28 protein-coding genes are annotated in these 25,958 nt (G+C 34.9%); 18 read left to right on the plus strand and 10 right to left on the minus strand.

All coding sequences use genetic code 11. The annotated features are described in order from the left end of the window. Positions 1-122: 122 nt before the first annotated feature. Entirely contained in the window at positions 123-683 is a 561-nt protein-coding gene (locus tag C8N37_RS03980; RefSeq protein ID WP_108157647.1) for a DinB family protein, read from the minus strand. Between the two features lie 55 nt (positions 684-738). After that, complete coding sequence (locus C8N37_RS03985; protein ID WP_108157648.1) at positions 739-1,245, minus strand: Crp/Fnr family transcriptional regulator; 507 nt, start codon at positions 1,243-1,245, stop codon at positions 739-741. 454 nt (positions 1,246-1,699) lie between these two features. Between C8N37_RS03985 and C8N37_RS03990 the strand changes: the two genes are divergently transcribed. From C8N37_RS03990 to C8N37_RS04000, 3 genes are all read left to right on the plus strand, one after another. Further along, complete coding sequence (locus tag C8N37_RS03990; protein ID WP_108157649.1) at positions 1,700-2,332, plus strand: hypothetical protein; 633 nt, start codon at positions 1,700-1,702, stop codon at positions 2,330-2,332. Positions 2,333-2,469: 137 nt separating this feature from the next. Continuing rightward, a complete protein-coding gene (locus C8N37_RS03995) occupies positions 2,470-2,961 on the plus strand; it encodes an SMI1/KNR4 family protein (RefSeq protein WP_108157650.1) in 492 nt (163 codons plus the stop codon). 452 nt (positions 2,962-3,413) lie between these two features. Further along, a complete protein-coding gene (locus tag C8N37_RS04000) occupies positions 3,414-5,882 on the plus strand; it encodes a tetratricopeptide repeat protein (protein ID WP_108157651.1) in 2,469 nt (822 codons plus the stop codon). 93 nt (positions 5,883-5,975) lie between these two features. Here C8N37_RS04000 and C8N37_RS04005 read toward each other — a convergent pair whose 3' ends face one another. Then, positions 5,976-7,055, minus strand: a complete 1,080-nt coding sequence (locus C8N37_RS04005; RefSeq protein ID WP_108157652.1) for a resolvase — start codon at positions 7,053-7,055, stop codon at positions 5,976-5,978. Between the two features lie 130 nt (positions 7,056-7,185). Here C8N37_RS04005 and C8N37_RS04010 point away from each other — a divergent pair, with 130 nt between their 5' ends. The 6 genes from C8N37_RS04010 (at position 7,186) to C8N37_RS04035 (ending at position 13,575) form a co-directional block, all read left to right on the plus strand. After that, the gene (locus C8N37_RS04010) at positions 7,186-7,746 is read left to right on the plus strand and encodes a hypothetical protein (protein WP_108157653.1); all 561 of its coding nucleotides are present in this window, start codon (positions 7,186-7,188) and stop codon (positions 7,744-7,746) included. Positions 7,747-8,170: 424 nt separating this feature from the next. Continuing rightward, positions 8,171-8,656 carry a (2Fe-2S)-binding protein gene (locus C8N37_RS04015; protein WP_108157654.1) on the plus strand — a complete coding sequence of 162 codons (486 nt, stop codon included), beginning with the start codon at positions 8,171-8,173 and terminating at the stop codon, positions 8,654-8,656. Then, the gene (locus C8N37_RS04020) at positions 8,649-9,668 is read left to right on the plus strand and encodes an FAD binding domain-containing protein (protein WP_108157655.1); all 1,020 of its coding nucleotides are present in this window, start codon (positions 8,649-8,651) and stop codon (positions 9,666-9,668) included. Before C8N37_RS04015 ends, C8N37_RS04020 begins: the two co-directional genes overlap by 8 nt. 10 nt (positions 9,669-9,678) lie before the next feature. Further along, positions 9,679-11,934 (plus strand): xanthine dehydrogenase family protein molybdopterin-binding subunit, encoded by a 2,256-nt coding sequence (locus C8N37_RS04025; protein ID WP_244914333.1) that lies wholly within the window; start codon positions 9,679-9,681, stop codon positions 11,932-11,934. A gap of 163 nt (positions 11,935-12,097) precedes the next feature. After that, positions 12,098-13,024 (plus strand): alpha/beta fold hydrolase, encoded by a 927-nt coding sequence (locus tag C8N37_RS04030; protein ID WP_108157656.1) that lies wholly within the window; start codon positions 12,098-12,100, stop codon positions 13,022-13,024. Positions 13,025-13,227: 203 nt separating this feature from the next. Next, positions 13,228-13,575 (plus strand): serine hydrolase, encoded by a 348-nt coding sequence (locus C8N37_RS04035; RefSeq protein WP_108157657.1) that lies wholly within the window; start codon positions 13,228-13,230, stop codon positions 13,573-13,575. Here C8N37_RS04035 and C8N37_RS04040 read toward each other — a convergent pair. From C8N37_RS04040 to C8N37_RS04055, 5 genes are all read right to left on the minus strand, one after another. Further along, positions 13,536-14,012: a hypothetical protein gene (locus C8N37_RS04040; protein WP_146170988.1), complete on the minus strand. Its 477-nt coding sequence runs from the start codon at positions 14,010-14,012 to the stop codon at positions 13,536-13,538. The two genes, C8N37_RS04035 and C8N37_RS04040, sit on opposite strands and share 40 nt — an antisense overlap. Before the next feature lie 24 nt (positions 14,013-14,036). Next, positions 14,037-14,426, minus strand: coding sequence for a hypothetical protein (locus C8N37_RS04045; protein WP_108157659.1), 390 nt, complete (start codon positions 14,424-14,426; stop codon positions 14,037-14,039). A gap of 74 nt (positions 14,427-14,500) precedes the next feature. Then, entirely contained in the window at positions 14,501-15,025 is a 525-nt protein-coding gene (locus C8N37_RS04050) for a GNAT family N-acetyltransferase (protein ID WP_108157660.1), read from the minus strand. A gap of 100 nt (positions 15,026-15,125) precedes the next feature. After that, positions 15,126-15,257 (minus strand): hypothetical protein, encoded by a 132-nt coding sequence (locus C8N37_RS23145; protein ID WP_262508775.1) that lies wholly within the window; start codon positions 15,255-15,257, stop codon positions 15,126-15,128. 123 nt (positions 15,258-15,380) lie between these two features. After that, positions 15,381-15,761: a (deoxy)nucleoside triphosphate pyrophosphohydrolase gene (locus C8N37_RS04055; RefSeq protein WP_108157661.1), complete on the minus strand. Its 381-nt coding sequence runs from the start codon at positions 15,759-15,761 to the stop codon at positions 15,381-15,383. Between the two features lie 828 nt (positions 15,762-16,589). On the opposite strand from C8N37_RS04055, the gene C8N37_RS04060 reads away from it, so the two are divergent. The 5 genes from C8N37_RS04060 to C8N37_RS04080 all read left to right on the plus strand — a co-directional run bounded on the left by C8N37_RS04060 (position 16,590) and on the right by C8N37_RS04080 (position 21,301). Further along, positions 16,590-17,078, plus strand: a complete 489-nt coding sequence (locus C8N37_RS04060) for an SMI1/KNR4 family protein (protein WP_108157662.1) — start codon at positions 16,590-16,592, stop codon at positions 17,076-17,078. Beyond that, positions 17,075-18,292, plus strand: coding sequence for a hypothetical protein (locus tag C8N37_RS04065; RefSeq protein ID WP_108157663.1), 1,218 nt, complete (start codon positions 17,075-17,077; stop codon positions 18,290-18,292). Before C8N37_RS04060 ends, C8N37_RS04065 begins: the two co-directional genes overlap by 4 nt. 37 nt (positions 18,293-18,329) lie before the next feature. Continuing rightward, positions 18,330-19,547: a hypothetical protein gene (locus C8N37_RS04070; protein WP_108157790.1), complete on the plus strand. Its 1,218-nt coding sequence runs from the start codon at positions 18,330-18,332 to the stop codon at positions 19,545-19,547. Between the two features lie 583 nt (positions 19,548-20,130). Next, positions 20,131-20,634, plus strand: coding sequence for a hypothetical protein (locus C8N37_RS04075; protein ID WP_108157664.1), 504 nt, complete (start codon positions 20,131-20,133; stop codon positions 20,632-20,634). A 133-nt stretch (positions 20,635-20,767) separates the two neighbouring features. After that, positions 20,768-21,301, plus strand: coding sequence for an STM3941 family protein (locus C8N37_RS04080; RefSeq protein ID WP_108157665.1), 534 nt, complete (start codon positions 20,768-20,770; stop codon positions 21,299-21,301). Positions 21,302-21,476: 175 nt separating this feature from the next. On the opposite strand, the gene C8N37_RS04085 is transcribed toward C8N37_RS04080, so the two are convergent. Together C8N37_RS04085 and C8N37_RS04090 are read right to left on the minus strand one after the other, a co-directional pair. Then, positions 21,477-21,977 (minus strand): protease, encoded by a 501-nt coding sequence (locus tag C8N37_RS04085; protein ID WP_108157666.1) that lies wholly within the window; start codon positions 21,975-21,977, stop codon positions 21,477-21,479. A gap of 104 nt (positions 21,978-22,081) precedes the next feature. Beyond that, positions 22,082-22,768 (minus strand): hypothetical protein, encoded by a 687-nt coding sequence (locus tag C8N37_RS04090; protein ID WP_108157667.1) that lies wholly within the window; start codon positions 22,766-22,768, stop codon positions 22,082-22,084. Positions 22,769-23,140: 372 nt separating this feature from the next. Here C8N37_RS04090 and C8N37_RS04095 point away from each other — a divergent pair, with 372 nt between their 5' ends. From C8N37_RS04095 to C8N37_RS04110, 4 genes are all read left to right on the plus strand, one after another. Continuing rightward, a complete protein-coding gene (locus C8N37_RS04095; protein ID WP_108157668.1) occupies positions 23,141-23,524 on the plus strand; it encodes a hypothetical protein in 384 nt (127 codons plus the stop codon). A 674-nt stretch (positions 23,525-24,198) separates the two neighbouring features. Next, entirely contained in the window at positions 24,199-24,453 is a 255-nt protein-coding gene (locus tag C8N37_RS04100) for a hypothetical protein (protein WP_108157669.1), read from the plus strand. 96 nt (positions 24,454-24,549) lie between these two features. After that, on the plus strand, positions 24,550-25,167 hold the full coding sequence (locus C8N37_RS04105) for a hypothetical protein (RefSeq protein WP_146170990.1): 618 nt from the start codon (positions 24,550-24,552) through the stop codon (positions 25,165-25,167). Between the two features lie 46 nt (positions 25,168-25,213). Beyond that, a complete protein-coding gene (locus C8N37_RS04110) occupies positions 25,214-25,864 on the plus strand; it encodes a DUF1016 N-terminal domain-containing protein (RefSeq protein ID WP_170114458.1) in 651 nt (216 codons plus the stop codon). The last annotated feature ends 94 nt before the right edge of the window (positions 25,865-25,958 follow it).

The raw sequence follows: 25,958 nt of genomic DNA on the forward strand, positions 1-25,958 counted from the left end.
CTAATAATATTAGTATTGTGTCTGGTTTTTTTTAATTCTCCTACAAACAATTTTTGGTGGGTCAAGCCTTGTTTATAACGATCTGCTATCTACTTCAAGCTTACAGTATAACGTTAACCTGCCTATTTTAAGTTAGATATTTTCATTGTTGCCTCTATGTTGTCAATTTGTTTTAAATGCCTGATGATATGATTCAGGTAAAACTGAAAAGTGTCACCCAATTTTAATTTGATCAAACTTGAAATTGACGTTTCAATTTTCACTTTATTTAAGCTTACATTTCTCGATTGATTGAGTAAGTCTAACAATTTGATTTGTTGATCTATGAATTTGTCAATAACAGTTTTATCTAGATTTGCATTTAATGGATTTTTGCTTTTAAAGGTTTTTATTTTGTTCAGTTTTTCGGTGGGCAGCATACTTTTTGCAAAGTAATTTCCTAAAAGCCCGCTTCTAAATTCAAGTTCATTTTTACTACTCGAATTTTTTATTTTACTTTCTATTTGCGCTAAGTAAAAGTTGCCGTACAAATTTAAATGCTCTAAACATTCTAACATATTCCACGAAAATTCATGTTCTCTCCACATTAGCTTATCAGTATCATAAGACTTAAGTCTTTCTACTTGATTTATAATGTGTCTAGTCTGCTCTAGAAGTGTTTGTATTAATTTTTCTGATTGCATAGTTTTATTTTTATGCGAAGTTCAAAAAAGCATTTTTCATAAATCTTGATTGAAATCAAGATTTTTTTAGTCTTGATAATGTTTCAGCACTCATTCTTAAATAATTTGCGATGTGTCTATTCGGGATTTCCTGAAAAAGTTGCGGACTTCGTTTTAAAACCCTATCGTATCGTTCTTTTGGGGAATTGGTTAGGAGGTCAATTTCACGTTCCATTTGCTGAATGATCAAGGTTTCTAAAATTTTTGTCCAGATAGCTCTGTTTTTTTCTGTTTCCAGAAATTGTTCAATTTGGGGTTTGGTTATAACTTTTACGACCGTTTTTTTAATTGCTTGAATAAATAAGTTAGAAGGTTTATTTGTTAAAAATGAATCTAACGAAACAACTAGATTTTCTTTGTAACCCAATCTAATGGTTTGTTCTTCGTATTCGTCTAAAACAAAAATTCGCAAACTTCCACTTGCTATATAATACAAATTTGTATCTATGCTACCTTTTACTTTCAGAAATTCGTTTCTGTTGATGGTTATTTCTTTGGCTGAAAGTTCAATTAATTCTTTCATTTTCTGTGTGATGATGAGTTTTGCTATGGTTATAACCTACTGAAATTCGCCTAACATATAGATAAACTAAATTAAACATTTAATTTAGTCATATTTATCGATATGATTAGAAAGTATAGGTAATTTATACTTCTGCTCAAGATCTAATAATCAATTTTTATGAAATAGGAGAGTGCTTAATCCCTGTGTCTATTCAAAAAGCAATTGAAAATTAATTTATCAGTCTAAAATATAGCTGATAACTGGGATAGTATTCATCTTTGATTTTCACTACTATTGATTTATAAAACGAATAAAATTTTAAGCACGAAAATAATAGCCTATACATCCATTAATTCGGATGGATTAGTGCATGTTAAAATTAATTCGGAGCAAAGTATTTAGTAGTATATTCATATTTATTCTGGTACAGAATACATAGAGAATTAAATCATTCATTAAAAATACGATAACTATGGTTTTCAGAATTCTATTACCTGTTGTTGCTTGTCTGTTAAGTTTATCGTCTTTTGCACAGATACAAACAGCAGCATATTTTTCTTCAGATCGAAAATTCGATGAAATTATTGAAGATCTGGGGAATCCATTGCCAGGAAATCCGGTGATGATTGTTCAATCATTTGTTCCCAACTACGGAAGTTATGTTTGGTTTTTGAACGAAAGCAAAGCGGCACAACCCGCTTATCTTGACGATAATCCAAAGGATCTACACGCGGGTATTTTTCTGGAAGATCATGGCGGATTAATTTCAAAAATAACTTTTAAAGACTTTGCAAAAGGACTGGCACAACCAAAATATCTAATAAACTACTGTGAAGTTGATGATGCCAATATGGATGGCTTTCCTGAGTTTTACCTCACTTATTTTGAAGAATCAGACGGATTAGATGCTAAGCCACTGAAAGTGATTGTTTATACCAATAGGGGTGGTAAAACATTTTCAAAATCAAAAATTACTTGTTGGATTCCGTTTCAGGAAGAAGATCAATATCGGGAAGTAAAAGATGCGAATTTCAATCTATTGCCAAAACAGATCAGATTGAAGGCCGAAAAATTGTTGCAAGATGCCAAAAATCAAATGAACTAAAAGACATATGAAACGACCCGATAATTGGTTAAGCTGGATAAAAACATTTCGGAATAAATTTGATTTAATAATCTAAAGCTTATCACTCAACAGACTTTTAATTTCTTTGCAAAAACTAAATATCTGAAAATAAAACTATGAACTTATTGAGTCAACATCTACAGTTTATTACCAAGAAATCGGATCATGAAACTTTAAATAAAATATTTCAGACACGATACTCGCACCTGCCTGATGATTATCTAGCTTTTTTAAAAACATATTCCCTGCTTACGAATCAATCGGATACAACATGGTTTAACAGTATTGCAGATTTTAATGAGACAAACGATGAAAATGATTTTAAATGGAATGAATTTGAAATTCAATCCTTAGACGCCTTTGATGGAGATGTTGAAAATCAACAAGAGGTAAAAAATTTCTGGAATAAACATATACCAATTATTCTATCTGTTAAAAAAGGTTATAGCTATTTTGCGATCAATGTTTCAGAAGAAAATTTTGGAAAAATCTATTATGGTGATGAACCTGAATTTGAAGAAGCAGTACTTGTATCGAACAGTTTTACTTCTTTCATTGAAGCGATACAAAATAAATCATTGAAGAAAGAATATCTTGATTTGTTCTAGGGATAAAAAAATTTATCCTGCGTAGGCAGCTTAGTTGATAAACATTGGCCTGAATGCAATTAATGATTTTGATGAAAGGCTTTTGTTGAAGAATTTTATGTTATAAATAGGAGTAAAAAACCTTCGTAAAGTAGAAGCTATAAAAATAATCGTTGATCTTGATCAGATTGTGGTTTAATTCGATAAAATAAAAAGTAATTTGGTGCAAAATATGCATCAAAAGTCATGTCATTTGATATGGTGAAAACAGGTGATCTACTACAGCTAATTAGAAAATAGTGTTTCTAAAACAGGTATTTCGATTCTATTGCCAGGACTGCCAGTTGTTGTAGTATAATGTACAGAAAATTCGTTTTTATTATAGTGATTGATGGCTATTAGCTCCTAAAACAGACAACAAAATCACGGTTATTGGGGATTTTATAATCTATATAATGGCGTAAATTCAATCCATGGCACATCGAATATATTTATACAATTACGATCAAAAAACCAATCAAAATTTTGATACATATCTTGGTGAGTGGAATTACGAAATTCCATTATTGCTCTATCCACTTCTGGCCGAAGATGTAAAAGTGCAGGGTGTTGAGCTGATCGCAAACAAAGAACAAGGCATTGTGCAGTTGCGTTACTTTTTTAACTTGCTTGCAGACTCTTATCAGTTGCATTATAAAAAAAACTACTACGAATCGGTCAACCGTATGTTCGAATTTTTGGAAGCTTTACCTTATGATTCTTTTGTCTTAAATGCGACAGATGTTTTTAATATGAACGAAGAAAAGCATAAAGTGCAAGCGAAAGAGTGGTTGCTGGACATACAACAGAAAGGTAAATTATACAAAAAGGCGATAAAGACTCAAAACCTTTCTATGTTGGACAGTTTGTTTTCAGCATGTGGTTACGCCTCATTTCTCGATATTTTACAAACCGATTGGATCAATTACGGACTTGGTTATTTTGAGGAATTGGCTTATCAGAAAGCTACATCCTTCATTTTTGAAGAAGAGGGTAAATTTGGCTTACGCGATGCAAAGGGTGTTATTTTGGCTCCAGCCCGGTATGATGAAATTTTTGAATCAGATGTTAACTATCAGATAGCGCTTGTTGAAAAGGAGGGTTTGTACGGTTACTTGCAGGGTGATGGGAAAGAATTAGTTGCTCCAATTTATGAGGAAGCCCTGGATGTGTTTGATTTTGCACTTGAACCTTTAGGTGAAGTGAAAGTGGATGGGAAATGGGGGATTTTAAAAGTATATTCTAATACTTGGTTGGTTCCTCCTGATTATGATGCTATTGAAAGAGTGGCTTATGGATTTATAGGTGTCGAGTCAGCTGGAAGATTTGGAGTTTATCAGGATGGAAATGGGCTTATTCTTCCTGTTGAGAGCGCAACACCTTACGTGTATGACTATGATACGGATCTTTTTTTTAACGAACTAAACGGAACTCATAAACGTAGATATTATACAAAAGAAGGATATTATCTGGGAGACTATCTAGAAGGGGATCTGGTCAGAGTATCTAATTGCTTTTGGATCAAACCGAATAAATTGAACAAGCAAGGTAGATTAATAGATCAAAAGGGCAGTCTTATACTGGCGGATGCAGATCAACTTATCTGCTTGGACAATTTTGATGCATTGGCTGTCCGTAAAGAAAAAAGCTGGAAAATCTATCATACTTCAAATCATCAGTTCTTACTGGAAAATGAGTGTATCACTCAGGTTAAAGCAGAAACTAATAGTGGAACTAAAAAGAACGTTTTTGTACTTGAATCTAAGACCGGATTGGGACTTTTTGATGCCGATCATGATATTTGGTTGATTGCGCCCCAAGCAGCAATTACTCAGATTCATTATTTGGAATATGGCTTTTTAGCTATTCAAAAAAAAGATGTTTATCAACTTTTTGATTTCGAAAATGGGCTTTCAGTCGAGTTGTATGACTATATTTCTAATCCTTTAAATTATAGAACAGACGAAGGTTTATTATTTCTATATCAAGGAACAAACTTGTTTCGGGTGCAGGAAGATAAAAGCATCCATCAAGTGGAAGTTAAGGAATACGGTAACATCTATGTGAATCGCTATTCGTTTAGGGGAAAAGATTTAGAATACTTTATTTTCTTTTATAATCGTTGGAATGCGCAAGCTGGGAACAAGGGTGAGCAATTGATGGATGTTGAAACCATTAACAATATGGCTTTCGCAGCAAAAGAGAATCAAAATTATCAAGAGGCACTTCGTCTATTTGAAATATCTGCTCATAAAAATGATGTAGACAGTTGGACAGAAATAGGGTTATTGCTCACCGATCCTGAAATTGAGTCCCTGTTTGATCCGCAAAGAGGTATCAGGTATTACGAAAAAGCAGCACAACAAAATCATCCCGTAGCATGGAATAATATTGGGTTCTTATACCAAAATGGGATCGGGTATCTTGTTAATATAAAGAAAGCAATTCAAGCCTACGAAAAAGCAGCAAAGCTAGGGGATGGAATGGCACTTAGCAATTTGGGTGACTTGTACTACTTTGGGGTATATGTCAAGCAGCATTATGGTAAGTCTTTGGATTTTTATCAGCAAGCTGAAAAAAAATACTACTACAACTACGATAAAATTTCAGAAATCTATTATCAATTAAGAGATTATCAAAATCTGTTGATTTACCTCAAGAATGATTATGATCGTTCTTATTCGGGGATCTATTATGGTATCTTATACGAAAATAGTTTGGGAGTAAAAGCAGATTTAAAGAAAGCTATCAAGTATTTTGAACAAGCTAACGCATATAGTGCTTACGAATATGCCACACAACGTTTGTTGTATTACTATGGGGAAGATCCAACCTTTAAAAACGAACAGAAATTCCAGAAATGGAAATCATTTGCCGAAGAACAGGGCTTTGAAATCGGTTAGCACATCGGGTATTTGCATGCTATCATATCTTACAGAAATGAATAAACCCCTGGTTGTAGGGGTTTATCTTACCATAACAAACCATAATGCTCTTTACTCAAGTAGATTAGCCTTCAATTGAATTTTTATGTAAGCTGCCTTTTGTTTTTTTCCCTTTGAAGGAGCTGAATTTGTAGGATAAACTTCGGTATAAAAAGTCTCGTTCTCTGTCCAAAAAGCTTTTGTCTGATCTGCAATTTTGAAGTTGGTAAAGTTAATATACAACAGATTTTCTTGATCAGCAACTTGCTCCGCGTATTTGCTGATAGCAAAATCACTTCCTACATCATGGTTCGAATTGACATAAGAAATCCATTTTTTACTCGGGATAATTTGCGGATACCCACCAGTAAAGGTTTTAAATTTAACTTCGGGTTTGACACTATAAAACGAATAGTACAAATCGTATACTTCTGGCGAGTTTTCTTTGAAAACTTCTAAATTCAGGTAAGGTGACTGTCCAATATATTCATTTGATAAAATTCCGTCTTCTGTCGTGACATTCTCATGCTGCACGATCATGATTTCTTTTGCATTTTCCGTATATATCCAGTTACCATCTTTGAGTTTAACTTGTGGATTTTTCACTAAAACTTCATCGATCCGATTTTTAGTAGCTTTTTTAAATTCCTGCTCAGACACTTCTGTTATTGTCCCGAATTTACGGAATGATTTATTTTTAAAATCTTGTGACTTCTTCAATAAACTGCTTCTGATCTCATCCAGATTTACACCTTTTAAAGTCATGTCAAATGAGGCTGTGAATTCTGACTTCAGAACAAAAGCTTCAATGCTATTTGAAATATTGTTATTTATGCTAAAATGAATGGCGTAGAAGTCATCAAACTCTTCAAAGCCGTAGTAATTATCCAGGTTCTTGCAAGCTACTTTCAGGTGATCTGCATCTTTACTCGGAGCTACAAAAAAATGGATAGAATCGAGCTTGGTGAATAATTGAAAGGGTACATCTTGTACATTATCTACACCTTTTATCTTTTTGAAATGATCAAATGTTATGATTTTCTGCGTAACTTCAGCTTGGTGTTGCTTCGTTTCCGTGGTTTTATTTTGCGGATTGCATCCTACAAAAGTAACAACTATGGATGAAAGCAAGAATGGATATAAAGTTTTCATTTTTTATCTTTTAACAAAGATATCACTATTCCAAGTGGCTGAATATGGCTGAAAGTAGGGATTTATTGTCGCTCATATTTTACACAATTTTAAAAACGATAAATTGAGGACTAAAAATTATTATATACATATGAAAAATGTAATGATCAACTTTTCCGTGATGCTGGCTTTGCTCACTTCCTGTTCACCTGTTCCAGAAAAGAACGCAGATAAAGGAGTGGTCCCAGATGCCCAAGCGGATACAGTTTCTAGATCTCTATCAGAAAAGAGTATGAGAACAAAAATAAAGCTGCCGAATGATCTTTCTGCATTGATACCTATTGATCTACTGGATAGTATCAGTACGAATGTGCATGAAAAATACGGAATAGAGTTCTCTGGTAATTGCTATGCCTGCGACTTAGCGCGTTTATCGATGACGGAGAATAAAATGATATGGACCAATGTCTGTGATGAAAAAGATACTTTTGAAATTGATGCTTTCTCAACCGCTATTGAAGAAAATAAAACCATTTTCAAAACAGCAGAGCACACTTATATTTTAACCAAGATCGATCCAGCTCCTGTCTATGAATTGGTGATTGGTGGTCAAAAACTAGCATTAAAAAATAAAAGAATAGCGAGATATTTTACTACTAAAGAAGCTTTACCTCTTTTTAAAGAACATGACTGTGGTGATTTTGACGGATAATCTCGTCATATTCATGGATTTTAACAGATTAGGAGTTGATGAGGTATGCATGCACCGATAGAAATTTAAGTGCCGCAATATAAACGAACAACGTTTTACTTCACCTGTTGTTGATACCTAATAGATACCAATTTTATAGCAAATAACCTTTCTTGACCGCGTTGATCAACGTGTTTCCTGCTCTGTCTTACGAGCGTTTTCTCTATGCTCTTTTAAGTGTAAAATTCTTACTTTTATTATCTCATTAGGGATTATAGTTTTACAAGATAGATTTATTTCTAGCCTTGTTCTTTTTCCAATAGCTCTAATCAAATCAATATCATAAACATTCGTCTCCCATTTGCTTTTCTTTAATGCGAGAAGAGCCGTGAACTATAGGGGCCTTTATTTGTAATATATATACATGATACCAAATTTTAGATTTATGGCTAACAGTGAAAAACATTCCATTACACTTCAAGTAAATGGTCATCCTTATCAGCTGGAACTTTTACCTTGGGTTTCACTTTTAGATGCACTTCGGGAAAATATCTCCCTGACAGGAACTAAAAAAGGATGTGATCATGGCCAGTGCGGCGCATGCACCGTTTTGATTGATGGTAAACGCAAGTTGAGTTGTCTTACACTAGCGGTGATGCAGGAAGATGTAGCAATAACAACAATAGAGGGTATCGCAGCAGAAGGAAATTTACATCCTCTACAACAAGCTTTTATTGATAAGGATGCTTTTCAATGTGGATATTGTACTCCTGGTCAGATCTGCAGTGCTATTGGACTGTTAAATGAAAATAAAGCTAACACCCGTGAGGAGGTACAGGATCTCATGAGTGGAAATCTCTGTCGCTGTGGCGCTAATAAAGGAATTATAAATGCTGTAATGGCCGTAAAACAAAGCATATCTCATGAATAATTTCTCCTTTACCAAAGCCTTAGATATGGATACTGCCATTTCCCTGACAAGTGGAAATGATCATAATAAACTTATTGCAGGAGGAACGAATATTATTGATCTTTTGAAATATTTTATAACTGAGGCAGATACTTTGGTGGATATCAATTCCATTCCAGGAATTAGTAAGATTGCTGAAAATGAAACTGGTGGCATTCGTATTGGTGCGTTAGTTACCAATGCTGATACTGCCTATCACGCGATTATTGAAGAAAAATATCCCTTATTATCAAAAGCAATTCTGGCAGGTGCGTCTGCGCAAATTCGAAATATGGCGACCAATGGAGGGAATTTACTGCAACGTACTCGCTGTTATTATTTTTATGATATTCACACGCCATGCAATAAAAGAGAACCTGGCTCAGGTTGTTCTGCGATCCAAGGATATAATCGTATCCATGCGATTTTAGGACATAGTGAAAGCTGCATTGCTGTTTTCCCCTCTGATATGTGCGTTGCACTTTCGGTATTGGATGCAGTAGTTCATATATCTGGACCGGAAGAAGAGAGAAATGTGGCGTTTTCAGATTTTCACAGATTACCTGGAGATACTCCCGAAAGCGACAATAATCTTAAAAGAGGAGAGCTCATAACGGCTATCGATTTGCCAGAGAAAGGGTTTTCAAAATATTACTCTTATCTCAAACTCAGAGATCGAGCGTCCTATTCTTTTGCCTTGGTTTCAGTAGCAACAGGTTTGGATCTTGAAAATGGCCTGATTAAAGAGGCTAGAATTGCACTTGGGGGTGTCTCGCCCAAACCTTGGCGTGTAAAAGAAGCGGAAGATTTTCTGAAGGGAAAAGAACCCAAAATAGCCAACTTTGAAGCAACTGCCCAAATGATTTTAAAGGGAGCAAAAGGATTTGAACATAACCGTTTTAAAATTGAGCTTGCTAAAAAAGCAATTGTCAGAAACTGTATGATGGCACTGGATCCCACATCTCAACGAGCTGGAGCAAAACCTTCTTTATAATTTTTTATTAATGCCAAATCAACAGTCTATGAGTAATGAACCATCAATCGGACAACCGATCAGTCGTTTGGAAGGATATCATAAGGTAACCGGAACAGCTAAATATGCAGGAGAATATAATGCCCCTGATTTGTTATACGGTTATATTGTCAACAGCAGTATCACAAAAGGTAAAATCAAATCAATTGATACGACAGAAGCAAAGAAAATGAGCGGAGTGGTTGAAGTGTTTACCCACGAAAATAGACCTTCAACAGCTTGGTTTGATTTTCAATATGCTGATATGGATGCACCTCCAGGTACGGTTTTTAAACCATTAAAGGACAATGATATTCAATATAACGGCCAGCCCATCGCTCTGGTCATAGCAGAGACTTTTGAAATGGCCCGCTATGCAGCGACAAAGATGCAGATCGTTTATGAAGAGGAAGAATTTGAAACTGATTTAAACGCTAGTTTGGACCTTGTACGTAAACCTAAAAAGGGCTTAGCTTCGCTGCTGAAGCCACCACCGCCAAAACCAACTGGTGATTTTGAGAAAGTATATCAGGATTCATTTGTTCGGGTAGACAATCATTTTAGCCACGGAACTGAGCACCACAATCCATTGGAAATGTATGCATCGACCGTCATTTATGAAGGAAATGGCAAATTGAAGATCTACGATAAAACCCAAGGGACGATTAACTCTCAGCTCTATGTGGCCAATGTGTTTGGCCTTAAAATGAAAAATGTGCAGGTCATCTCACCTTTTGTGGGAGGTGCTTTTGGTTCTGGCTTACGTCCACAGCATCAGCTTTTCATGGCGGTGATGGCTTCTTTGGCGTTAAAGCGTCATGTACGGGTGACTCTAGACCGCGCTCAGATGTATCTGATAGGACATCGACCGCCAACATTGCAACATCTTAAATTTGGGGCGGATCAAAGGGGTAAACTAAATGCTATTTATCATAAAGCAATCGGCGAGACTTCACAGTTTGAAGATTATGTCGAAATTGTTGTCAACTGGTCTAACATGCTTTATCCTGCTGAAAATGTACGATTAGAACATGAAATTGTTCCCCTTGATGTATACAGTCCTTTGGACATGAGGGCACCTGGCGGTAGTACCGGAATGCATGCCATAGAAGTCACGATGGACGAAATTGCTTATAAGCTCCAGATCGATCCTTTAGAACTCAGGCTTATCAATTATTCAGAGATTGATAAAAGCAGCGATAAAACATATTCCAGCAAAGAACTTCGAAGCTGCTACCTTCAAGGTGCCGAAAAATTCGGTTGGGATAAAAGAAATCCAGCCCCCCGAAGTATGAGGCGAGGGCATAAACTAGTCGGTTATGGGATGGCAACAGGGATATGGGATGCCAATCGAATTTTTGGCCGCGCTCAAGCGATCATGACACCTGATGGAAAAGTCGAAATAAAAAGTGCAGTTACAGACATCGGTACGGGAACGTTAACGATTATGACCCAGATTGCAGCAGACACACTGGGAATGTCGATTGAGGATATTACCTTTTCATATGCAGACAGTAAAATGCCATTTGCACCCATTCAAGGAGGATCATTTACCACAGCCACTATTGGTCCTGCAGTACAGAATGCCTGTCATGCCTTAAATAAAAAATTGTTTAAACTTGCGAAAAATATAAAAGGTTCTGTTTTAAGCAGTAGTAAATTACAAGATGTTATTTTTAAAGATGGCTTTATCAGTCTTAAAAATAATCTGGATCAGAAAATAAGTATTCTAGAAATATTTCAGGAGCATGGGGGAGAAGCAATCAAAACGACTAATTCTGCTATGCCCAATCCGCTAACTTATGGAAAAAAAGCAAAAGCAGTCCATAGTGCCGTTTTTGTAGAGGTTGAAGTCGACGAAGAACTGGGGACTATAGAAGTTAAAAGGGCTGTTACAGCAGTTGCTGCTGGTAAGATCATCAATCCTAAAACTGCAGAAAGCCAGATCCTCGGGGGAATGATTTGGGGTATCAGTAAAGCTCTTCACGAAGAAACGATTTTGGATCATCAGTTTGGTCGGTACATGAACGCCAATTTAGCAGAATATCACATTCCAGTGCATGCAGATATTCAAGATCTGGAAGTACTTTTTGTCGATGAAGAAGATCATTTTGTTAATGATCTTGGGGTGAAAGGAGTAGGGGAAATCGGAGGAGTAGGAATACCTCCAGCTATTACGAACGCCATTTTTCATGCAACCGGTAGGCGGATTTATGAGCTCCCCATTCATTTTGACAAGCTGCTGTAAAGATCATTTATTCCGATCGTAAATAGAATACCGATGGACTGTGCTTATGTCACTGCATTTGTCTTTTTGATAAATAGTGATGTAAAGCATTTGGAAACCCATTTAAAACAAGTATCATTGTATTCTATTTATTTTCCGTTATTTAAATGATCAGTACCTTAACATGAAACGAATTATTTTGCTCTTATGCTGTGTGTTTATTTCCCAGTTTATATATGGACAGACGACCTCCATTTATTCTAAAGCATACGGCGAAAGTAAAAATCCAACCCTTATTTTCATTCATGGAGGTCCAAGAGGAAATTCAACACTGTTTGAAGGAACAACTGCTTGTAAAATAGCAGATAGAGGATTTTATGTTATTGTTTATGACAGGCGTGGAGAAGGGCGTTCTATTGATACAACTGCAACTTTTACGTTTCAAGAGGCGATTACCGATTTAAATAATCTGTACCAAAAGTACCACATCAAAAAAGCTACTCTTATTGCACACAGTTTTGGCGGTTTAGTAGGAACGCTTTTTACAGAGCAAAATCCGGAAAAAGTAACATCGCTTATACTTGCCGGAGCTTTATTTTCTCAACAAGAAACGTATGACCATATTTTAGGAACTACCCAAAAATATTATCTAGCAAAAAAAGACAGTTTGATGCTTTTAAAAATTTCAGAAATAGAGAAATTGCCTAAAAATTCTGCTGAGTATAGGAAGCAATGTTATGAAATTGCAAGTAAGAATAATTATTTCAAAATGCAATTTCCAACAAAAGAAGCAAATGAAATTAGAGAAGCATATGAACTAAGTGAGTATGGTAGAAATAACATCAGAAATGATCGTGCACCCATTTTATTCTATCGAAATGAGAACAAAAATAATATGGATACAAAATCCATTTTAAAGAAGCTAAAAAAACAGGTTCCGTTATTTGCGATTTACGGACAGCAGGATCATATATTCTCAGAAAAACAGTTCAGTGATATGAAACAAATCGTACAGGATCAGCATTTCAAAATTATTGATAATTGTTCTCATTATTTGTTTGTTGACCAACAAGAAGAATTTATAGACACGGTTGTTAAGTGGATCAAATAATAAGTACTAACAACACGCATTTTTCTTTGACCAATCTTAATGATACAACCCAAAGACTATTTTTTCTATTAAACTAAGATCATAAAATCGACATAGCCACTCGGATTCTAAGTGCGCATGCACAGTTTGAAGACATTCATGACTACATTATTGGCCATAACCCTCATATAGACATTAAAATTAAATAATTTCCAAAACCTAAAATGAATCAAATTTTTAAACTTATCCTAGCTATATTCACCATCATCTTTTCGGGATGCAATTCTTTCGGACAGCAAAAAGATGACTATTCTGCTAAAATTGACAGCTTAATCGGCGCTAAAAGCCCAAGAGATTTTAACGGGGTTGTTTTTATACAGCAAAATGGAAAAACAAAGTATGCTAAAGCTTATGGATTTGCCGATTTAAGCAAAAAGACACCTTTGAAAATCGATGATAAATTCTCGACCATGTCAATAGCAAAGCAGTTTACAGCAGTGCTGGTTTTACAGGAAGTGGAGAAAAGACTCTTCTATTTATTCCACGCTAAAAACAACTGCGACATTAAATAATAAACTGTAGCGGCAAATACTGTTAAACCGATCACTTTTAGGTACTTCATCCTTTGGCTGTTATTATTTCGAAGGATCTCTAAGTTTGAAATCGAGATCGCGACAGCAATTCCTATGCTTATGCTGTTTCCTTTAAAAATAAAGACTAAGCAAAAGGGGAGCAGTGCGATAGCAAAATCATACCACTTCAGTCTTTCTACAATACGATATTGGATACTATCGATTACTAAAGCTCTTACAATATTCGGAAAGCCAGCTTTTGGATATGCCTTTAGTATTTCTCCTGTGTGAGATGGAATTAAAAATGGTTTACCTTTTTCATTAGATCGTTCTAAAGGTAGATCGTCCATGTATAAAGTTTGCTCACCAAACCAAGTTGAATATTTCATTTCAAAATTAGAGTTCGGAAAGTCGGGTAATGTAAATTGGCTATTCATATCTAGTGGTTAGTTTTTTTATAATCATTTCTGATTATCATCTCTCTTCTTTTTCATAATAAATACAATGCCTGATGTACCGCCATCGCCAGAAGACACATAGTTGTAGTCTACTGTTTCGATTAATTCAAACCCATTTTCCACCATGTGATTGAGAATAGCTGCATATGACCTCTTATTCGTTAGAAAATCGGAGTATTCTTTACCCGCTTTCATCTGCTCTTCAGTTTCACCAAGATCAACATCGACCTTGAGTTTTTTAGATAGAAATTTCCCTTTAATTACGATATATGCGTAAGTATATTTCTGAGTAACGGTATTATTCTCAGTTGCGAATTTTGTCTCACTAACGCTCTGTCCAAAAACGAATGACGTTATTGATAGTAAGCATACAAGTAGGATTAGTTTTTTCATACATGATTTGGTTTTAGTAGCAGAACAATAATTTTATTTACCTTGCTGTTGTTTTCATAATTTAAAAACAGGAATTAGTCCGTTGATAAAATAGCGTATCCGTAGTTATCAGACCAACCCGATTTTAGTGGTAATAATTTTCTGGTATGTGCTTCTCGCAACATTCCAGCCTTCTCTAATACCTGTATAGAACCTGTATTCGCCACAGCACAACCTGCTTCTATTCTATGAAGATTTAAATCGTTAAAACCAAAAGCGATTATTCTTTTTAAACTTTCTGTTGCATAGCCCTTATTCCAAAATTTGGAATCCAATTTGAACCATACTTCAGCATTTTTATATTTTTCTTTTCCTAAATTGATTCCGATCAACCCAATGAATTCGTGCTCATTTTTTAGTTCAATCGCAAATGTGTGTCTTTTGTTATTTTCTAAAATCCAGCTCTCAACAATTTTCCTTGTTTCATGTATATCTTTTGGAATTCCTAAAGTGTTAAATTCATCGGTTTCTGCTAAACTGTGTAAATGGTGAACATTTTCAATATCATGTTCTGAAATTGGTCGTATATATAATCTTTCCGTTTTAAAATTTAATTCCATTATTTTTTAATATCTATTTTATTATTATCAATGTTTATCTGGGCTTCATTATTCATTTTCCTATTCAATAACTGATAGTTCTAGAAGATTAATTTTGCCATCAGCCCCAAAAACTATAATTTCTTTTGACTTTAGCATATTTTACAATATCTAAGAGCGTTTCCGGCACGCTTGGAGTAGAAGCATCTGCTAAAATATAAAGCTCAGCTTTCAGCCTTTTTGATTCAGGCATATAGATGGATGTATCAGTACAAGTTCTTTTCGGTTTGATCCCATAATGTGATAACTCAGTAGGCAATTTGTTCAATTTATTTAGCTAAAGATTGTACTATCAGCGATTCGTGTATTCCAAAATTCATAAACTCAAATATTCACGTACGATCGGCCGGTCAGCATCCGCCCAGTCGTAGTTGATTAATTTCGACGGTTCTACCCATATTGCCTGTCTATGTTCCGTTGCGAGTATAGCGCCAGATTCCCATTTGCAAATAAAAGGATAGAGGCATATGGCAAATTCAGGGTACTGATATTCTACCGCTGTCAGTGTTCTGACAGGAGAAATTGTCATTCCCAGTTCTTCTTTGATCTCCCTTTTTAGGCAGTCTTCTTGCGATTCATCCAGTTCGATCTTGCCACCAGGAAACTCCCATTTCATCGGGAGCTTCATTTTAGCAGAACGTTGACAGATCAACACTTTATTATTATGTTCAATTATAGCACAGGTTACATGTAACATCGTAGTTTAAAGGTACACAATCTTATCAATTTAATATAGTATATCGCTTTCTTAACCATATGTAGATGCTTTTATACTCCAACGCTCTTCAGGATTAGGTCAACTATACTTTACTTGCGTCTTAGTTTTACCGAATTTTAAAAAGCATGATACTGATATCAAAACTGATAGGGATAAATGGATGTATCTATTGAAACATATGAGCGAGCTGAACAAAATACCTGATTTTTTGGATAAGCTGGTATTTAGTCTTATGTTTCACCCGATAGTTTGTTTTTAGTTGTGGGTGAGACAGCATACGAAGCAAGTTTAAACCATAAGGTAGATGCGGAGAATATCTATTTTACCGCGCAGAGACTTGGAAATGATAAAGTTTTCAAAAAAGGCTAAAGAAAGGTAAGAACGGTCAGAGCTTACCGATCTTCAAAAATAGGAATTCAAAAATACGATCAAATCACGCTCAAGTGATATTTCATTGTTAATGACAGAAATGAATCTAAATGAGGTTGTTTCTTTTAACATGATGATCGTTTAATATGATCACATCAGACTAAAAATCATTTGTATCAGGGATATTTTCATCTCCACAGTTTTGTTATCTTTAATTCGAATAATCATTAAAAGTAAGGCGGTGAAATAGCTGGTGGTTTAATTTGGTTAAAAAAATGGATAATGAAATTGAAGAAATAGCGTTTTACTTAAGTATTAGGGGAGAGCCGAAGATTGAACACGACAGCGCCTCGGTGGCGATCAATAATGCCAGAATTATAAAAATAAATGAACTATTATTGAAGTCATTAACGTTTAAAATATGAAAAAGAAAAGTCCATGAATCCCTTCCACATATTAACGACTATGGAAATAGAAACCGTGTTTTCGGAATCCGAAAGCTGTGTTCAGAATTTTCCTAAAACACTGCAATTCCCGTTTCCTGAAAAATATAGAAAATGGGTTACGCAATTTAAAACCATTGAAATTTCAGGAGATTTTATATTATTCAATTCCGTAGAAGCGGTGAACGAAAATAAAGAATTTGCAACGAAAGAATTTTGGGTTTTTGCAGGAACAGGACAAGGTGATCGATGGTTGTTTGACAAAAAAGGAATGGTTTTCTTTTACGACCATGACTATGATGAAGGATTTGAATCCATGGGAATTAATTTTGTTCAAAGTGTGCAAATGGCTTTTTTGCTTCGCGATTTAGAAGCAATGATGGACGAGCAGGGTAGAACTTCTGAGGAGACAAAAGTTCAGTTCACTACAGTATTTAACCAAATTCACCATCAATTAAGTGAAAAATATCCGTTTCAGATATGAGCAAAGAGCTAGCAGATCCGTACCAACAACAATATTTGGCTTGGATGGACATGAGGATGTTCAAACCATCAAGAAATATGGCTTCCGAGCTTACAAATGATGGAGAACAATTCAAACTCACTAGAATATTAAGAGATATGTTCAGATACATCATGACCCTATTGCTTTTGACATGTAGCACGGCAATACTTTGCGCTCAGGATCATTCAAAAGAAACATCACACAAATGGAAAGAAATGAAACAAGTGAATCCTAATTTAAAGGAAACCAATACCATCAGGATTTTTGACGATCAAAAACATGTCTATCAATTAGAACTCAAGGACGGTAGACCGTTTAATGGCTATGAGATTAGTGATGAACAACTATTGGGAGAGTTGAATTATGTCAATTACTACCAAAACGGTCAATTGGTCGCCAAATATGCGATAGATTACCTCAACATGGATACGCAAACTGCACCAGTCAATTACACACTAAAAACGACTTACCACAATGGGAAAGCGTTGGATGGTCCTGTGTATCATGAATTGCCTCATGGTGTCGTACGAATCGATCAGTATCAAAATGGCCAGCTCATAGGTTTTATGATTGATCTATTTGCGATGCATTATTTTAATCGATTGGATTTTCAGTTGAAAGATAATAAGGTGATGATCCATGATATGCAGTCAAATAACGAACTGCATATCTATAAAAAAGACGGTTTTCTGCAAGCTGATTTTTATAAAGGAAAAAAGCGAGTAGCTACTTCCCAAAAGAGTGTCCAACAAATAGATCAAATAGCACCTCATGCTACGACAGCTTATTATCTGGACGAAGATGGCATATTGCGCGAATTTCATTTTATCAAGACAACATTTCCCGATATGGACGATCTAGAGAATGACTTCTTAAGCCCTCTATTTTCACAATTTTCGTTTGAGTTTGACGGAGATCTAAACCAGTTTTTTGACCAACTCCACAACAAACTTGGTGATTTAGGCAATATGGATAAAAGAAATTTCGCAACTATATTTCATTCCTACAGCTTTCCTTACGATGAAAAAAACTATTTGGGAGCGGTATCCTACAATGCTAAAAGTAAGCCCGACTATGGTATCACGATTAAACGTCTAGATTCTGGAACATACCAAGTGCAGAGGTATGTTGATGGAAAAGTAACATCTACAAAGACCACTGATGATCTGCATCAATGGAAAGAAGAGGATTGATATCCGTAGTAAATTAGCTAATAAAAAAAATAGAACAATGCATAGAAAAGAAATTTGGATAGACGGCGATACGCTTTTTTACAAAGATCATGGCCATCTCGAAAAGGCCAATCTTCAGACTTTAAAATACGCTTATGTACAGATTTTGGGCAATGTGCCCTTTCTGTTCCTTTTTGCAGATCATCAACACTATATCTCTACGGAATTAAATGGGTTTGACGAAATATATCCGGAACTCTCAAACCGTTTTCATTTTGACAATACAACCTTTTTTGTTGTCAGTAAGGCCAAAAAGGAAGATGATAAAGTAAAAATTTGGACCAAGAAAATGCCTCAAAATTACCAGATTCTGGATACCTATCCAGGTGACGAAGATTTTGGCTACGAAGTAAATACAGCACCTAAGCAGATGGTATCTTGGGATACGACATATGAGCAATTGGAAGCATTAGGTTGTGTAGAAACCTATTTCAGCGATTTTGGCGTAAAATATTTAAGATTCAAGTATCCCGTCAGGATCGGTGCACTTTTGATTCTCCAATTGGAAATATATGCAGAAAATACAAGATCAAATGCACCCGTTCAAGAGTTTTTTGTGCAGCTCTATGATGAAACCAATACCGATCAAAGTTACCAACAACTTCGGGAGCTTTGGATCGATGAAGATATCGACATCGATCAGTATGGCTATGAAAGAAATGATCAATGCCATTTAAGGTTCGCATTGAGCAAAGGCATTGAAGCCTCCATTTGTTATACCTACGATGCAGATTATTGTTACGATGATGGCAGTACTTCGTTGCATTTTTACAACCAACGACAATACCATCATCTTTTAGAAAACCAGGCATATGAAACCGTGATGCAGGTTACTGAAATCATTTCCTTTCATAAAAAATTGGATATGAGCATCAGTTATACAAAAAGTAGTGCGATTAAAAATGTGCCCTCCAAGATACATCAACTACTGAAAAACCAAAGTGGTGTCTGGGTAGACGATGTTAATCAAAAAATAGGATTTGCAGGGATAGATACTGCACTGATTCTAGATTTTGATGAGATCAAATATTTTACTTTTCAGAATATCCTTCCCGCCAAAGGACCTGGATATGCAGATTTTATGGTGCATCTTAGCACCGAAGAATATCTGCATGTTTTTACAGCAGATACGTATTTCTTCGATCAGTTTGCTCAGCGATTGGAGCAAATGACAAAAATAGCAGTTGAGATTCCTCAAGCATATTACAACTGTTAGGGGATATATTATGTATTGACCTTGATCGAGCTTTTAATCGTGGCTTGGTGGCTGTAGATCAAGATTATCGTATTTTAGTTTCAAATTATATACGAGAGCTTAGAGAAGCATCCTTACAGTCTTCAAAAATTAGAAGGTACCAAGTGCTTTCGTAGAAGAAATTTATAAATAATACACATATGGATATTGTAATTAATTTTAATAAAAAAAGAAAATGGATATTTGCTTGTATCAATATTGTATTTATAATCGGCGGATTATGGATGGTTTTATATCCTGGTAAATTTACTCATGATGTAGTGTAGCTGTCATTGTATTGCATCCGACTATGCCCCACAAGTTGAAATTAATTATTTTATTGATGGAAAGTACTTATAAAATAGCATATATTCGAGTAAAAAAAGGGAATGATTCTACCTGACCCTGTTACCTCAATTAATGCAGGTATATAAGATGTGACACCCAAAGGGTTTTAGGGACGGGCATAAAGCTATTATCAATTATAATGGTGCAGGTGCTTCACAATATGGACAGGATATGATACGTAATTCTTTAAAACCAACTTCACAAAATTAGTAGAACTATGAACAAGCTTTTAATTTTTTCAATTTTGCTTTGTTTGTCTTGCGCAGGACTCTCTCAAGACAAAGAAGATGTTGTTTTGCTTGTTTTATCCAAAAGCGTTATTGGTCAGATTTTTACATTTAATCTTAGTGACAAGAAGGATTACATCAATGAAGCCGCTATAACTTATCTAGGCGAGATCGAGACCAAAACCAAGGAAAAATATTACATAGTTACATGGGGTAGAGTATGGGGACCTCATAAACATACTACAGGTGCTGTTTTGTTGTATGATCATAATAAAAACTACTTTGGGAAATATGTATTAGGGGGAATGAGTGATTTGCCGATAAAGTTAGATAAAAACGAGCTATTATTTTATAATACAGACAAAAATGACTGTGATCAATCTTTAGTCACCAAAATTGATTTTTCCGAAATCCCTAAAAATATTTTTATAAAATGTAACGGGTACTTGGGGGATGTTTATGAATTCAGTTTGGACTCCTTAGAAAATCAATAGTCATAGGGTGTGAGATATTACTGTGTCAACTATCTAGTTATCATGGTATTTTGCTTTTTTTTTTATTTGAGTATCTCCTGTGCATCATGGATAGTGGATCGTGTTTAAGAATAAATTATTCTATCTTTAATTTATGAAAAATGAAATAAGAATTACCTTCAATTCAAAACGTAAAATAGGTATTATTATAATTTTTTTGTTGTTTAGTTTATTAGGTTTATTTTTTATATTTCAATCAAATATATTGATTACAATTTGGATCATTAAAAATAAACTATTTATCCAGTTTTTAGGATTGATAACGTTTTTATTATCGACAATTTTTTTAGCTTTATTTGTAAACATGTACTCTCGTAAAACAGCCTTAATATTAGACTCAGAGGGTATAATTGACACTTCAAGTCCGATTCGTAATACAAGGCGAATAAGATGGCAGAATATAGTAGATATTCAAAAATTAGAACTTAGTGGATCTACATTTATTTTAGTTTTTGTTGACAACCCACAGCAATATATTAATGAAGAAAATAAATTGTCAAAATGGATTAATAAAAATAATTATAAATTTTATCGTACTCCAATTTCTATTTCATTAGTATCTCTAAATACATATGTGGATACGCTTGAGAAACAATTAAAGGAAAATTGGAAAAAATATAAGATATAGATTTAGAAGTAAACTTTTATCTTAGAGCTATATCCAGAAGATAGTAATTGATGTTTAAAAAAAACTAGTAATGTATAAAGTAGTTATTTTAAAGGTAAGTTTTTTAATATAAATACGACATAATTCCCCATAAACAAAAACATTTAATACATATCATGGCGTGTTATTATGGGCACTACTTTCCATTTACTGCAATTTTGACTTCATTTCCTTTTTGTAGACCACTTACTCCTCCGCCAATGTAATTAACCGTATATTTTCCCGGTTTGATCGTATAGTTTTTTGCTAAGTTAAACACGGTACTGACGCAATCATGTGGTTGAACCTGAATATAGCTTTCTGTAGGAGGAGGCATGACTCTTTTAGCCATCGGACCAGTAAACTGCGCTTCTATTCCCTGTTCATCGATAATCTCCATATATTTTCCTAATAACGGCTCAAAGGGTGTTTCCCATTTACAAAATCGCTGCACAGTGTCCGAGTTGTTGAGCACCGTGAACGATAATTGTACTGAATCTGTGGAAAAATGAGTGTCAATCACTCGTAATTGTGTTTCAAGAGGAATTAACGTGGACGTATCAGCTTTAGCTTCAGTTGTTTCAGAAACATTTTTTTGATTTTGACAGCCTGCAAATAGTAGAGCAGCAAGGATAAAGAAAGAGAATGGACGAATCATATATATATATTATGGATAATTACTGTTAATGAATGAGTTGGTTTTTAAAGATGGATATGATCTTGCCCACTTTTTTAAGCAAAATAGACAATCTCCAATTTGGATCATTCCAAGCAGTCTGCAGTAGGTTTAAATCGGTATTTTGTCAATATGTGGTATGGCTTTAATACAATTTCTGCCGACTGGCAATTAACATCCCGGTTAGGGATTGATTCCGGGTCAGGATTAGAGGATGCTTTTGAGTGTATGGTGAATTTTTTTTCCAGACATTTGATCGGCTTCTCCGCAATCAGATAAGTCCGATTTTCTTTGATGTTATCTTTCGTCGAGCCTTCTGGACCATTTTCAAAAGACCAAGTTACATTCGTATGGTAAGTGAAAAATAAAGTACTATCCTGTACAAAATAACGATCTACAGCAGAATAATGATCATACTCATCATATCTGTGGACAATGAGTTTAAGTTTACCATTTTTTGTAAAATAACTCACCGTCCCATTTTTTTCATCCTTGCACGAATATTTGAATGTTGTGGAATCCAATTGACCGTCGATCAGTTCTTTATTGGTATTCGCATAAGCTTGTTTGATATCCTTGATATCAAGGAGCGGTGTATGCTGTTCTTCTGATTTTTTGAGTTGCAGTGTATCCTCTTTATGAACAGTGGTATTTATTTTACTTTTATCAGAGCCTGATCGTTCTGTACACGCAGTAGCAGCGCACAAAGTGATCAGTGGTAGCACCATATTCATCGATGACAAGATCTTAAGCTTTTTACGAGTGTTCTGCATACTAATGGAGTTCTTATTTGAAATCAATTACATGTTCAAAAATGATAACATAAGTTTATAACAATCCTGATATAGAATAGTTCATCCTCATTTAAGTATGGGACAGACTGTGATAGGGGGTAAAAGACATTCGCTGGCTTATAAAACGATAGCTGTCTTTCACATATTAGGATTGCGAATCCATCCGTGCTATCGAAGATATTCGGAAGTTTATCTTTGATCTGATTGGATAACATAGGACGGGAGAGAGGATAATCATCGCCAATATGGTGATCATTTTTTAGGGAGCTCTGTATCAAAGATGCATATTATACATCAGATAAAAATACTATCTTCGTTTTATTAGTATAATCAAATAGACGATTTCCAAGCATGATCATCAAAAAAACTTTCGGTGTTATTTTGCTCTTACTGGGTTTATTTCTAGCATACGGTCTATTCAAAGATAGCAGATTGATGCTCTTTGGTACTAAGATCAAAGCCGATGTCATTGGGCTAGACAGTGTAAAAAACAAACGCTTTGGATATGTACATTATCCGGTTCTCCAATTTAATTATAAACAACAACAAGTTCGTTTAGTAAATGATTTTAGGAGTGTCGACCCCAAAAATGTACCTGCTCATATGGACATATATTATGCTGAAGGTATTGGTATAAGTGATGGTTTTACCGTTATCTATGCTATTTTTTCCATCATAAGCATGATCATGATCAGTTTTGGCATCATAGTCATTCGCGCCAAACATCTTTTCTAGTGCTAAAAAACCTTTACAAATTTTCCCTATAATCCTAAAATGCAGTCAACGTCCAGGAGATCATTCCTGTAAGAAAGAATTACGGAGATCTATTTTAAGTTTTTATTTATGCTTCTGCGATAGACCTATCATCCAGAGCTAAATTCCATGACTTCCATCCATTCTATCCTTTTTACTTCCAAATCAGTGCCCTTCGAAAAATATATTGGTCTACTCATCCTTTATATTTTCTAACTAAACTAGCCCCAGATCACTGCGCTAATCAAAAAGTAAACTGCAAATGCACTGATAGCAAAACCGATTGCCTTTAAGTATTTAAGGTTTGTGCTTTCATTATTTCTTAATAATTTTATCTTTTATAATCACTCCAATGCCACCACCCAGCGCTCCACCGCCAATAAATACTAATGAGAAGGGAAGTTATAACCAATATTTTCCCAGACCACTTCAGTTTCTCAACGCTATTATATGTATAGTTATCGATTACTAAAACAGGGATCATGTCAGTGTATAAGGTTTAGCATATGCTTTTACGATATCTCCATTACTATATGGTATTTAAAAAAAGGGTTTTCCTTTTTCAGCGGATCATTCAACTAGGGCTTGCGATGTAGCGTCAACTGTATGTTTAAAGCAATAGTTTTGGTATATTTGATAGCATACAGGAGGTTATCATGAGATCAACAATCTTAAAAGACATGCAAAAACTTGAGGAACGTCAACTATTAAGTAAAGTTGCACGAGAAGCTTCAATAGTAGCCAATAGAGAGAATAGAGCTTTAGGGTTACCTATTCAAATAGTAGAGGATGGGTATGTTATTGAAAAATTCGCAGATGGTTCTAAGCGAACGATAAAAAAGCTTGAAAAGGTGAAAAGTAAAGTGCGTCTTAAAAAAGGATCGGTGCTATGCCTAAAGCAAAAAGGCTAAGAGTATTTGCAGGCCCTAATGGTTCTGGAAAATCTACCTTATTTAAGCAGATTGGTAGCCAGTTTAATACTGGCTATTTTGTAAATTCAGATGATATTGAAAAGGAATTCCAATTTTATTAATCTTGATAAGTTCGGACTGCGTCTTACGCAAGAAGATCTGGATACATTTTTATTAAGACCCGAATCGGTTTCCTTACTAGATAAAGCCCATGACTCCGGGCAACCTATCGATATTGCCCTTCTGGAAAACCTGATTGTAGATAAATCAGCAGATACCCATAGCTATGAAGCATCTTTAATTACTTCGTTTATTCGCTATCATTTGCTCGAAAAGGGCACCAGTTATTCTTTTGAAACTGTCATGAGTCATCCATCCAAATTGGACGAAATAACCGAAGCAAAGGAAAAGCACTATAAAACATACCTTTATTTTATATGTATTGATGACCCCAATATCAACGTCTCACGTGTCAATATAAAAGAAGAAAAGGGAGGTCATGGTGTGCCGGAACGGAAAATTACTGCACGTTATCATCGAACATTAAACAATTTACTGCCTGCTATCTACATTGCAGATAAGGCCTATTTGTTCGATAACTCAGGTGAAACAATGGTTATGATTGCACAAGTTATCAAGGGACAGATTGAAATTTTGGTACCGAATGATAAACGACCAAGCTGGTTCATTGAACATGTCGTTAATAAATTATAGAAACAAATCCTCAATCACATTGCGAAATTCAACTAAAATAACTAAAATGCTGAATAATGAGTTGACTTCGGATTTTATAGGTTCAAAACGCTATACTATCCTCCAAAGTTTAAATAATTCCCACATTAATTTTCAATGGCAGATCGGGAAATATTTTATAGATAAAAAGATGCAACATGATGAAGACTTCATCGCTGCGGAATCACGAAGATTAACAGAGAAATGGGGGAATCTGTTCAATGTTGAAAATATCAAACTTGCCATTACATTTGCTACCCTTATTGAGGACGAGATACATGTAGGTATCTTGGGCACAGTAATTACTTGGAAATATCTTAAAGTATTACTCCCTTTAAATGATGCAGAACTCGTCTTTCGTTTTACTAGGCTTTGCATAGATGAAAATTTAAGTATAACAGTACTTCAGAAATCAGTTAATCAGGTTATTGCTGGAGGTGACATCCCAAAGTTACCCAAGGTGAAGAGAAAAAAGACAAAAGTAGATTATTTATACAGTACCGAGATGGTCGAATATGACAAAAATAGCCCTGTACCCTTCAGATCCCATGATATTCTTATTTTTGATAGTAGCAGGCAGTTGGCTCCAGATGGAATAATTAATAATCTATTTCCAGACAACGATCTTGAGTCATTTTTAAAATTAAACATACCAAACAAAGGGTTTACAGAAAATTAAACAACACCCCCAACAGCAGAAAATCTAGAATGGCATAGGAGGGAAGAGTTCCATGACACGGAGTTTGTTGGTGCTAAGAGATGCTAAAAAGAAA

The organism is Sphingobacterium faecium (assembly GCF_003054045.1).
GTDB lineage: Bacteria > Bacteroidota > Bacteroidia > Sphingobacteriales > Sphingobacteriaceae > Sphingobacterium > Sphingobacterium faecium.

Coding starts and splice junctions, on each gene's coding strand:
- C8N37_RS03980 (WP_108157647.1), bottom strand. CDS start 683: ATGCAATCAGAAAAATTAATACAAACACTTCTAGAGCAGACTAGACAC.
- C8N37_RS03985 (WP_108157648.1), bottom strand. CDS start 1,245: ATGAAAGAATTAATTGAACTTTCAGCCAAAGAAATAACCATCAACAGA.
- C8N37_RS03990 (WP_108157649.1), top strand. CDS start 1,700: ATGGTTTTCAGAATTCTATTACCTGTTGTTGCTTGTCTGTTAAGTTTA.
- C8N37_RS03995 (WP_108157650.1), top strand. CDS start 2,470: ATGAACTTATTGAGTCAACATCTACAGTTTATTACCAAGAAATCGGAT.
- C8N37_RS04000 (WP_108157651.1), top strand. CDS start 3,414: ATGGCACATCGAATATATTTATACAATTACGATCAAAAAACCAATCAA.
- C8N37_RS04005 (WP_108157652.1), bottom strand. CDS start 7,055: ATGAAAACTTTATATCCATTCTTGCTTTCATCCATAGTTGTTACTTTT.
- C8N37_RS04010 (WP_108157653.1), top strand. CDS start 7,186: ATGAAAAATGTAATGATCAACTTTTCCGTGATGCTGGCTTTGCTCACT.
- C8N37_RS04015 (WP_108157654.1), top strand. CDS start 8,171: ATGGCTAACAGTGAAAAACATTCCATTACACTTCAAGTAAATGGTCAT.
- C8N37_RS04020 (WP_108157655.1), top strand. CDS start 8,649: ATGAATAATTTCTCCTTTACCAAAGCCTTAGATATGGATACTGCCATT.
- C8N37_RS04025 (WP_244914333.1), top strand. CDS start 9,679: ATGCCAAATCAACAGTCTATGAGTAATGAACCATCAATCGGACAACCG.
- C8N37_RS04030 (WP_108157656.1), top strand. CDS start 12,098: ATGAAACGAATTATTTTGCTCTTATGCTGTGTGTTTATTTCCCAGTTT.
- C8N37_RS04035 (WP_108157657.1), top strand. CDS start 13,228: ATGAATCAAATTTTTAAACTTATCCTAGCTATATTCACCATCATCTTT.
- C8N37_RS04040 (WP_146170988.1), bottom strand. CDS start 14,012: ATGAATAGCCAATTTACATTACCCGACTTTCCGAACTCTAATTTTGAA.
- C8N37_RS04045 (WP_108157659.1), bottom strand. CDS start 14,426: ATGAAAAAACTAATCCTACTTGTATGCTTACTATCAATAACGTCATTC.
- C8N37_RS04050 (WP_108157660.1), bottom strand. CDS start 15,025: ATGGAATTAAATTTTAAAACGGAAAGATTATATATACGACCAATTTCA.
- C8N37_RS23145 (WP_262508775.1), bottom strand. CDS start 15,257: ATGCCTGAATCAAAAAGGCTGAAAGCTGAGCTTTATATTTTAGCAGAT.
- C8N37_RS04055 (WP_108157661.1), bottom strand. CDS start 15,761: ATGTTACATGTAACCTGTGCTATAATTGAACATAATAATAAAGTGTTG.
- C8N37_RS04060 (WP_108157662.1), top strand. CDS start 16,590: ATGAATCCCTTCCACATATTAACGACTATGGAAATAGAAACCGTGTTT.
- C8N37_RS04065 (WP_108157663.1), top strand. CDS start 17,075: ATGAGCAAAGAGCTAGCAGATCCGTACCAACAACAATATTTGGCTTGG.
- C8N37_RS04070 (WP_108157790.1), top strand. CDS start 18,330: ATGCATAGAAAAGAAATTTGGATAGACGGCGATACGCTTTTTTACAAA.
- C8N37_RS04075 (WP_108157664.1), top strand. CDS start 20,131: ATGAACAAGCTTTTAATTTTTTCAATTTTGCTTTGTTTGTCTTGCGCA.
- C8N37_RS04080 (WP_108157665.1), top strand. CDS start 20,768: ATGAAAAATGAAATAAGAATTACCTTCAATTCAAAACGTAAAATAGGT.
- C8N37_RS04085 (WP_108157666.1), bottom strand. CDS start 21,977: ATGATTCGTCCATTCTCTTTCTTTATCCTTGCTGCTCTACTATTTGCA.
- C8N37_RS04090 (WP_108157667.1), bottom strand. CDS start 22,768: ATGCAGAACACTCGTAAAAAGCTTAAGATCTTGTCATCGATGAATATG.
- C8N37_RS04095 (WP_108157668.1), top strand. CDS start 23,141: ATGATCATCAAAAAAACTTTCGGTGTTATTTTGCTCTTACTGGGTTTA.
- C8N37_RS04100 (WP_108157669.1), top strand. CDS start 24,199: ATGAGATCAACAATCTTAAAAGACATGCAAAAACTTGAGGAACGTCAA.
- C8N37_RS04110 (WP_170114458.1), top strand. CDS start 25,214: ATGCTGAATAATGAGTTGACTTCGGATTTTATAGGTTCAAAACGCTAT.